Origin of the sequence: Jiella soli, assembly GCF_020615385.1 — a bacterium.
GTDB lineage: Bacteria > Pseudomonadota > Alphaproteobacteria > Rhizobiales > Rhizobiaceae > VKMB-3413.
Genome location: NZ_JAJAVB010000023.1, coordinates 68,818 through 77,709, shown reverse-complemented (window position 1 = coordinate 77,709; position 8,892 = coordinate 68,818). Strand labels below are relative to the sequence as shown.

The 8,892-nt window shown below is 64.9% G+C and carries 9 protein-coding genes; 3 read left to right on the top strand and 6 right to left on the bottom strand.

The genetic code is table 11. The features are described 5' to 3' along the window. From LH400_RS13530 to LH400_RS13520, 3 genes are all read left to right on the top strand, one after another. The coding region (locus tag LH400_RS13530) for a hypothetical protein (protein WP_229153263.1) at positions 1-1,026 on the top strand (1,026 nt) is incomplete at its 5' end. Positions 1,027-1,702: 676 nt separating this feature from the next. Continuing rightward, the gene (locus LH400_RS13525; RefSeq protein ID WP_229153262.1) at positions 1,703-2,245 is read left to right on the top strand and encodes a formaldehyde-activating enzyme; all 543 of its coding nucleotides are present in this window, start codon (positions 1,703-1,705) and stop codon (positions 2,243-2,245) included. A 175-nt stretch (positions 2,246-2,420) separates the two neighbouring features. Further along, positions 2,421-3,446, top strand: a complete 1,026-nt coding sequence (locus LH400_RS13520; RefSeq protein WP_229153261.1) for a glucokinase — start codon at positions 2,421-2,423, stop codon at positions 3,444-3,446. Between the two features lie 3 nt (positions 3,447-3,449). Here the strand turns inward: LH400_RS13520 and sthA are convergent, their stop codons facing one another. The 6 genes from sthA to LH400_RS13490 form a co-directional block, all read right to left on the bottom strand. Continuing rightward, on the bottom strand, positions 3,450-4,874 hold the full coding sequence (gene sthA, locus LH400_RS13515) for a Si-specific NAD(P)(+) transhydrogenase (protein ID WP_255617323.1): 1,425 nt from the start codon (positions 4,872-4,874) through the stop codon (positions 3,450-3,452). Between the two features lie 197 nt (positions 4,875-5,071). Then, positions 5,072-6,418 carry a glycolate oxidase subunit GlcF gene (gene glcF, locus LH400_RS13510; RefSeq protein WP_229153259.1) on the bottom strand — a complete coding sequence of 449 codons (1,347 nt, stop codon included), beginning with the start codon at positions 6,416-6,418 and terminating at the stop codon, positions 5,072-5,074. 3 nt (positions 6,419-6,421) lie between these two features. After that, entirely contained in the window at positions 6,422-6,781 is a 360-nt protein-coding gene (locus LH400_RS13505) for a hypothetical protein (protein ID WP_229153258.1), read from the bottom strand. Then, the gene (locus LH400_RS13500) at positions 6,765-7,004 is read right to left on the bottom strand and encodes a DUF433 domain-containing protein (protein ID WP_229153257.1); all 240 of its coding nucleotides are present in this window, start codon (positions 7,002-7,004) and stop codon (positions 6,765-6,767) included. Before LH400_RS13500 ends, LH400_RS13505 begins: the two co-directional genes overlap by 17 nt. Before the next feature lie 44 nt (positions 7,005-7,048). Beyond that, the gene (gene glcE / locus LH400_RS13495) at positions 7,049-8,293 is read right to left on the bottom strand and encodes a glycolate oxidase subunit GlcE (RefSeq protein WP_229153256.1); all 1,245 of its coding nucleotides are present in this window, start codon (positions 8,291-8,293) and stop codon (positions 7,049-7,051) included. Further along, the gene (locus LH400_RS13490) at positions 8,290-8,883 is read right to left on the bottom strand and encodes a Uma2 family endonuclease (RefSeq protein ID WP_229153255.1); all 594 of its coding nucleotides are present in this window, start codon (positions 8,881-8,883) and stop codon (positions 8,290-8,292) included. The genes glcE and LH400_RS13490 overlap by 4 nt, the downstream gene beginning before the upstream one ends. Positions 8,884-8,892: the final 9 nt, after the last annotated feature.

Below are 8,892 nucleotides of genomic sequence, written 5' to 3'. Positions count from 1 at the left end.
CTGCGCAAGGCTAATCGTGAATGTTACCGATCCAAAACTGCCAAAGTAGTGCTAGCCAAAAAGATCGAGTATCGCCCAAACGCGAATTTATATAATCCAGGCATACAGCTTGCCGCAGACAACATGCCTCAGGGCGAGATAATCCAGGTCCCACTCCAAAGATATACAGGTCGGCAAAACCAGGTCCATTTCCTGATGCACTTCGATCATTGTACGGTCGACCTGGGGAGAAAGGGGTTTGATAAAGACTTTGTCGATCTTGCTAAAGACGTTTGCAGTTCTGTTGTCCAAGACGTGTTTAGCTTGGTTCGACCGTGCCTCAAAATCGATGACCTTCGCAAGACAAGCCTACTTGAGAAGCAGAAGATTTCTAACTGGAAATATGATCTAGTTCGACACGAAAGTGCGTATCCGCTTCGGCTTCGGAACAAAAACTTTTTCAATCCAATAAATGAAATTTCTATAACAGCCGAACCTTCGCGAGAGCAAGATGTTATAGCGCTTTTTAACCAACTGGTCGCCGGTGGAGTTATTCGGGGGCTGCGTATCGTGGGAACGAATGAACGGATGACCTACGATGGAGCATTTCGGGTCTCCGTAGGCCCGGAATACCAAAATCATTTGTACGACGCAGGAATCAACCCGTTAGGTATATCCGCGGCGCTAATAAATGATTATCAGGAGCAAGCACCCTCTGGATTTCTCTCAACTGATATCAGCATACTAGAGTACAAGTATTCTGTTAACGGGCTCATATCAGAATTAGATAGCGGAGATAAAAGATCCAGTGAGATAGATCTCGTTATCGCTTGGGAGATGGGCGACGAGACCGAAACACACTTCCGCGTGGAATCGTTATTAACAGAAGACGGCAGACCGGATCGTGACTATCATGGGCTAACACACAAGTTTTTCGATGAGCACGGATCACACGTAATGGACGCCATTATACTGCGGGATCTGGTTGCATACCTAAACGACCCGCTTGCGGAGGAGGCTAGGCAGATCAACGCATATGATAGCTGAGCAATGCACAGGTCGAACCCAGTTAGGTCTGCCTTTTCGCGCGCAGTTGGCAAAACCGTCGTATCCGCGACTTGACCAAATTAGGCGAAGTCAGGAACACGCGTAGTGTAGCACCGTGCCAAGCCGTCGTCAGCCGAGTCATCTCCCCGAACGATCGCCACCCACTTATCCCCGCCCCCTCCACCGCCCCCATAATCCCGCCATCGCCGCCCACGGCGGGCACGGACGATCGCCGGGATCGGTCGGGGGTGGCGAGCGGTGTCCGCGACGGGGTGTCTTCCGGAGACGCGCCGGCCCGGACGGCCCGAGACGTCGCCGGACCGTCCCCCACTATGAGGGGGCCGCGGATCGATCCGCTTGAGCCCGAAAGGGCGAAGAGCCGGCCTAAACCGATGTCCCGCCGAGTGGAGCAGCTTCGCGGCTGCGACGCTGAAAGGCGGGGGAACCCATCGGTTGTCGGGCTGACAAGACACCGCGCGGATCGCCGGGGGCGTGCCGCATTTGAAAGTTTCCGAGGGCCCGCCCTCGGCGATCCGCCGCCCCGCTGGCGGCCAAGATGACGCGAACCGCCGGCCCGGCTTCCGGGCGCGGCGCCGCTTTCGCGCGCCCCCATTGCGCTTCGCCCGCCGCTGTCGCATCGCTTGCCCGACACGATCCCAACCGAAGGACGATTCTGATGACCGACATCTGGTTCCGCACCGGCGAGGCGACGGTGCTCGCCGCCGAGGGGCAGTTCACCGACGCCATGCCCGAAGTGCTGATCGGCTCGGTGAAGGGCCCGGTCGGCCAGGCCTTCGCGTCGATGATGGGCCAGGCCCCCGGCCACACCCGCATGTTCGTCGTGCGCGACATCAACCAGATGGTCCGCCCGGCGACGATGATGACCACCAAGGCGACGATCCACACGCTCGCCTATGTCGAGCTCTTGGGCGGGGTCGTCCAGGCGGCGACGGGCGACGCCATCGTCGACTGCCTGATCGAGGGCACGCTACCGAAGGACGAGGCCGACGATCTCTGCATGATCATCATGATCTGGCTGGATCCGCGCTGCGCCGAGCACGAAGAGCTCGACCAGAAGGACCTCTACCGCACCAATTACGAGGCGACGAAGCTCGCGATCTCGCGCGCCATGACCGGCGAGCCGAGCGTCGAGACGCTGATCGCCAACCGCAGGACGGTCAAGCACTACGCTCTCGACGGTGTGATCGACTACGAGTGATGCGGGGTGGCACCCGCGGGACCGGTGCGCCTGCCGCCGATCCCGCGGGCCACCGTCTCCCGGGACGGACAGGCGGGGGCGGCGGCGAATTTATCCACACCGTGGAGAATTTTGCGTCCGGGGTCGGAAGGCGCTATGGACGAGCCCGGTCCAACCGAACGATGCGGGCACTGACATGGCACTGAACCGTAACGGCGCGGACGCGCTGAAATTTCCGATCCTGATCGGCGACATCGGCGGGACCAATGCGCGCTTCGCGATCCTGATCGACGCCTATGCCGAGCCGAAGCTCTTCCCGGTCGTCCAGACCGCGGACTTTCCCAATATCGACGAGGCGATCCAGGCCGACGTTCTCGACAAGACCTCGATCCAGCCGAAATCGGCCGTCCTCGCCGTCGCCGGACCGATCGACGGCGACGAGATCGATCTCACCAACTGTCCCTGGGTGGTCCGGCCGAAACAGATGATCGAGAGCCTCGGCATCGAGGAGATCATCGTCCTCAACGATTTCGAGGCGCAGGCGCTGGCGATCTCCTCGCTGAAGGAGGGCTCGCGCACCCAGATCGGCGGCGGCATCGTGCGCGAGGGCGCAAGCCGCGCCGTGCTCGGCCCCGGCACCGGTCTCGGCGTCGCCGGCCTCGTTCGGGCCCGCAACATGTGGATCCCGGTCGCCGGCGAAGGCGGGCATGTCGATCTCGGTCCCCGCACCGACCGCGACTACCAGATCTGGCCGCATCTGAAGACGATCGAGGGCCGGGTGTCGGGCGAGCAGGTCCTGTGCGGGCGCGGCCTCGTCAACCTCTACAACGCCGTCTGCGCCGTCCGCTCCGACGAGAGCGTCCATTCGACGCCCGCCGAGATCACCGAGGCGGCGGTGAACCAGAAGGACGAGGCGGCGGTCGAGACCGTCGATCTCTTCGCCACCTATCTCGGACGGCTTGCCGGCGACATCGCGCTGATCTTCATGGCGCGGGGCGGCGTCTTCATCGGCGGCGGCATCTTCCAGCGCATCATCCCGATCCTGAAGCAGGACCACATCCGCGCCGCCTTCGAGGACAAGGCGCCGCATTCGGCGCTGATGGCGGAAATCCCGCTCTATGTGGTGACCGAGCCGCTGGCGGCGCTCGCCGGCCTCGCGGCCTTTTCCCGCTCGCCCCGCTTCTTCGGCCTGGAGACCAACGGCCGGCGCTGGGTGGCCTGACGCTCAAGCCTCCACTGCAACCAGCCTTTCGGCCGCGCCCATGCGGTTCCAGGCGTCGAGCGCGGCGATCTTGTAGGCCTCGGCGAGGGTCGGATAGTTGAAGGTGTTCTCGACGAAATAGTCGAGGCCGCCTTTGAGGTTGAGCACCGCCTGGCCGATATGGATCAGCTCGGTCGCGCCCTCGCCGACGATGTGGCAGCCGAGCAGCCGGCGCGTCTTCAACGAGAAGATCATCTTCAGCATGCCCGATTCCAGCCCCATGATGTGGCCGCGCGAGGTCTCGCGGAAGCGCGCGACGCCGCATTCATACGGGATCTTGCGCTCCACGACCTCCTTCTCGGACATGCCGACGGTCGACATCTCCGGCACCGAATAGATGCCATAGGGGAAATATTCCGGCGGCTGCTGCGCCGGCGCGCCCAGCGCGTGGCAGGCGGCGATCCGCCCCTGTTCCATCGAGGTCGAGGCAAGGCTCGGAAAGCCGATGACGTCGCCGGCGGCATAGATGTGCGGCACGCTCGTCTGCAGCGTCGAGGGATCGACGGCGAGCCGCCCGCGATGGTCCGGGGTGAGGCCGCAGGCGGCAAGGTTCAGCGTCTCGGTCGCGCCCATCCGCCCCGCGGCGAAGAGCACGGTCTGCGCCCGCACCGCCCGGCCGCCTTCGAGATGGATCTCGCAGCCGTGCTCGTCGCGGCGCGTGACGCTCTTGACCTTCGATCCGAAGCGCAGCGCCATGCCGCGGTCGCGCAGCTGGTAGGTGAAGTCCTCGAGCAGCTCCTCGTCGAGGAAGTCCAGCATGGAGTCGCGCGGCTCGACCAGGGTGACGTTGACGTCGAGGGCGGAGAAGATCGTCGCATATTCGACGCCGATGACGCCGGCTCCGATCACCGCCATCGAGCGCGGCAGCCGCGAGATCTCCAGGATCTCGTCGCTGTCGAAGACCGACACCCCGTCGAAGGGCACGTAGTCCGGCCGGAACGGGACGGTGCCGACGGCGATCAACATGTTGTCGGCGGTGAAGCTTTGCAGCTCGCCCGTGTCGCCCTCGACCTCGACCGTGCGCGAATCGGTGAAGCGGGCGCTGCCGCGAATCGTCGTCACGCGGTTGCGGGCGAACTGGTGCTCGAGCACTTCCACCTCGTGCTCCAGCGTCAGATGCAGCCTCGTGCGCAGGTCGTCGGCGCTGATGTCCTTCTTGACCCGGTAGGAGCGGCCGTAAAAGCCCCGCTCGCGCCAGCCCGACAGGTTCAGCGCCGTCTCGCGCAGCGTCTTCGACGGGATCGTGCCGGTATGGACCGAGACGCCGCCGACGCGGCGGCCGCGCTCGACGACGAGGACCGAACGGTCGAGCTTGGCGGCCTGGATCGCCGCCCGCCGCCCGGCCGGGCCGCTGCCGATCACCAGGAGATCGAAATGATTCACCGACATTCTCCGGAGAGGTCACAGGGAGGTCAGGAGAGGCCCTAGCAGCCGATGCTTGCGCGGACCCGAGCAATCCCCGGAGGTTAGCGCCAAGCGGCGCGGGCGGCCTGCGGAAAGATCCGGCAGGACGCCCGCGCATTGCGCAGCAGCCGGCCGGCCGCTTCATGCACCGTGACGACGGGAGGAGGCCGGCTTTCGCGACCCTATTCGGCCGCGATGACCGGCGCGGCAGCCCGCACAGGCTCGATACCGGCAAGGCTCGCCGGCTTGTCGCCGCCGAAGGCCCAGTCGAGGAGCTCGACCGTGTGGAGGATCGGGATCGCCGTCGCCGAGCCGATCTGCGTCATGCAGCCGATATTGCCGGTGGCGATCGCCTGGGGGGCGAGGCTCTCGATGTTCTGGACCTTGCGATCGCGCAGCCGCGCCGCGATCTCGGGCTGCAGGATGTTGTAGGTGCCGGCCGAGCCGCAGCAGAGATGCCCTTCGGGCACGTCGCGGACGGTGAAGCCGGCCTGAGCGAGCAGCATCTTCGGCGCCTTGGTCAAGCGCTGGCCATGCTGCATCGAACAGGCCGAATGATAGGCGACGACGAGATCGGTCCGGTTTTCCGGCAGCGGCAGGTCGAGGTCGGCGAGGATCTCGGTCACGTCCTTGGCCAGCGCCGAGACCCGCGCCGCCTTCTCGGCATAGGCCGGATCCAGGCGGAGCATGTGGCCGTAGTCCTTGATGGTCGTGCCGCAGCCGGAGGCGGTGATCACGATCGCGTCGAGCCCGCCCTCGTCCGCGACCCTCGTCCACACGTCGACATTGCGGCGGGCGAAATCGAGTGCCGGCGCCTCCTGGCCCATATGATGGACGAGCGCGCCGCAGCAGCCTTCGCCCTCGGGAACGACGACCTCGACGCCGAGCCGGGTGAGGAGGCGGATCGTCGCGGCGTTGATCTTCGGGTCCAGCACCGACTGGGCGCAGCCGCGAAGCAGCGCCACGCGCTTCTTGCGGGGGCCCTTGGCCGGATGCGTCGCGGGCGCGTTGACCATCTTGTCGGAGGGGACATGATCCGGCGCGAGCTTCAGCATGGCGGCCAGCGGCCTCAGCGGCTTGATGCCGTCGAGAAGCCCGGCGAAGGGCCGGCCGAGCCGGGCAAGCGCGAGGCTCGCGCGGAAGCGGCCGGGATAGGGCAGCGTCAGCGCCAGGATGCGGCGGATCATCCGGTCCGCGAAGGGCCGCCTGTAGGTCCGCTCGATGTGCCCCCGCGCGTGATCGACGAGATGCATGTAGTTGACGCCCGACGGGCAGGTGGTCATGCAGGCGAGGCAGGAGAGGCACCGGTCGATATGGGTGACGGTCTCTGAGTCGGCCGGCCGGTCGTTCTCCAGCATCTCCTTGATCAGATAGATGCGCCCGCGCGGGCTATCGAGCTCGTTGCCGAGCGTGACATAGGTCGGACAGGTCGCCGTGCAGAAGCCGCAATGCACGCATTTGCGGATGATCCCTTCGCTGTGGGCGGTGTCCGGATCGGCAAGCTGGTCGGGGGTGAAGGCGGTTTGCATGGTTCACTTCTTGAGGGGCGACTTGATCGTCTCGAACGAGCCATCATGGCCTATGAGGACGGCAACACCAGGTTGGACCTGCCTTAACGCGGCGGCGATCAAGTCGCTGATCGTCGTAAGAGCGGCGATGTCCTGCGTCGGCAGGACCAGCGACGAAATCCCGGCGGATATGAAGTTCTGCTGGAAGACGAGGTTCTTGTCACACGTGATCAGACAGCCGACACTTTCGCTCTGCATGCGGCGCAGAAGCTCCCCGTTCTGCAGGCCTTTCCAGGCATTGGGAAACCCTGAGACGTCGCTCCCCTTCGCTCGCAGCAGAACCGCCAGCCGCCTCGGCACGCCCTCGTCAAGCAGCGCTTTCAAAGTTCTGCCAGCGATAGAAGGTCTTGAGATGCTCGGCCGCCAGATGGAGCGCCGCGACCGCCGCCTCCCGGTCGACAGTCGGAAATTCTTCCAGAACTTCGTCGAGTGAGAGGCCGGAAGCCAGATTGACGAACAGGGCTTCGACCGGAACCCGCGTTCCGGCAAATACCACGGCACCCGAGACGATTTCGGGATCAGAACTCAGAACATCGTTCAATTTCATCGAAATTCACCTTCAAGCATGCCGCAAAGATCCTCAGTCGCACCCTATCCCATCTTCCCCGGATCGAGCACGCCCTTCGGATCAAACTGCGCCTTCAGCCGCTTCGAGAGGCCTGCCAGCGCCGGCTCCTGCGGCTGGAACACGTCGGCTCCTGCCCTGACGCTCTCGCTGGCGCGCACCAACGTCGCATGGCCACCACCGAAGCGACGGAGCGCCGCACGCACGAGGTCCGCCTCCGGTTCGCCGGCCTCCATCTTCAGCCAGACGAGACCGCCCTGCCAGTCGTAGAACGCGTCGATCGCCGCCTCCATCCGGAGGCTCATGACGATCTCGTGGCCGCGCGTCGGGGTCGTGGAAAGCCGCCAGACAGGCTTCTGCGTCCCGTCGGCGAAGGGCCTGGCGTCGCGCACGTCGGCCCAGACGGCGCGCGAAGCCTCGCCTTCAAGCCGCTCCAGCTTCGCCACCCGCTCCAGCGCCCGGCCGAGATGGTCGGATCGCGCCGCGACGGACGGGCCGAAGCCTTCGAGCCGGATCAGCGTCGCCGGCTCGTCGCCGAGCGCGCGCGCCGCAACGCGGCCGGCCACATACATCGGCAGATGCGCCGCCGCCGAAACCTCGGCCGAAGACCCCATCGCCGCCGCCATGGCGCCGGCCGCCTCCTCGTCGGTCAGGCCGCGCAGGACCAGCGTGGTCTCGGTCTCGGTCTTTGGCAGCACCTTGATCGTGATGTCGGTCATGACGGCAAGCGTGCCGTAGGAGCCGGTGAGCCCCTTCGAGAGATCATAGCCGGTGACGTTCTTCACCACGCGCCCGCCCGACTTGAAGATCTCGCCACGGCCGGACACCGCCTTGACGCCGAGGATGTGGTCGCGCGCTGCACCCTGCTTCAGCCGGCGGGGACCCGCGAGATTACAGGCGATGACACCGCCGAGCGTTCCCCGGCGGGGATCCAGCCCGTGCAGCGGACCGTAGTCGATCGGCTCGAATTCCAGCCGCTGGCCATGCGCGTCGACCAGCGCCTCGATCTCGGCGATGGGCGTCCCGGCCTTGGCCGACAGGACGAGTTCCTCCGGCTCGTAGAGCGTGATGCCGGACATTGCCGACAGGGACAGCGTGCGCGCCGCCTGCACCGGCCGCCCGAGGCCGCGCTTGGAGCCGGTGCCCTCGATCGCCAGCGGCTCCTCGGCAGAGACCGCGGCGGCGACGATGTCGCGGACGTCCTCGGGGGTCTCGGGGTGAAGGATGGACGTTTCCGTCCGCTCGGAGGTCATCGGCCGGGTCTGGCTCATGCGAGATCCGTTCGGGCGTAAAGGTCGCGCAACGCGCAGGAGAAGCCGAATTCGGGCAGGTCGATGCGATCGTCCGGCGAGCGGTAGACCCGACCCTGCCACCCCTCGCCGCGAGACCAGATTTCGACCGCTCTGTCGGCCTGCGACAGGATCAGGACGTAGAGACAGCCGGAATGTTCGGTATAGCGGAGCCGCTTCGTGCTGACGTATTCGAGCGTGTTCGAGTCGGACAGAACCTCGGCGACGAGGTAGAAGCGCTCAGCGAAATAAGGATTGTCGCCATGGTCATCGTCGATGACGGCGACATCCGCCTGCGGCCGGAAGCTCGGCCTGTCTTCGACCGCCAGACCGATCTCGCGGATCGCGAACATCTTCGATCCCTGAGACTCCAGAGCGTCGTTCAGCAGCCGCTCGAGGTTCTGGCCGATGATCTGATGCTTCAGGCTCGGTGGATGCATCATTAGGACCGGCTCCCCGTCGATCAGTTCCCAGCGTTCGCCCTCGCCCCGTGCTTCCAGGAATCTCAGGAACCGCGCCTCGTCCATTGGCGGTTCGTCTTTCAGCGAGGGAAGTCGTTCGATCGCGCTCATCGCTCACTC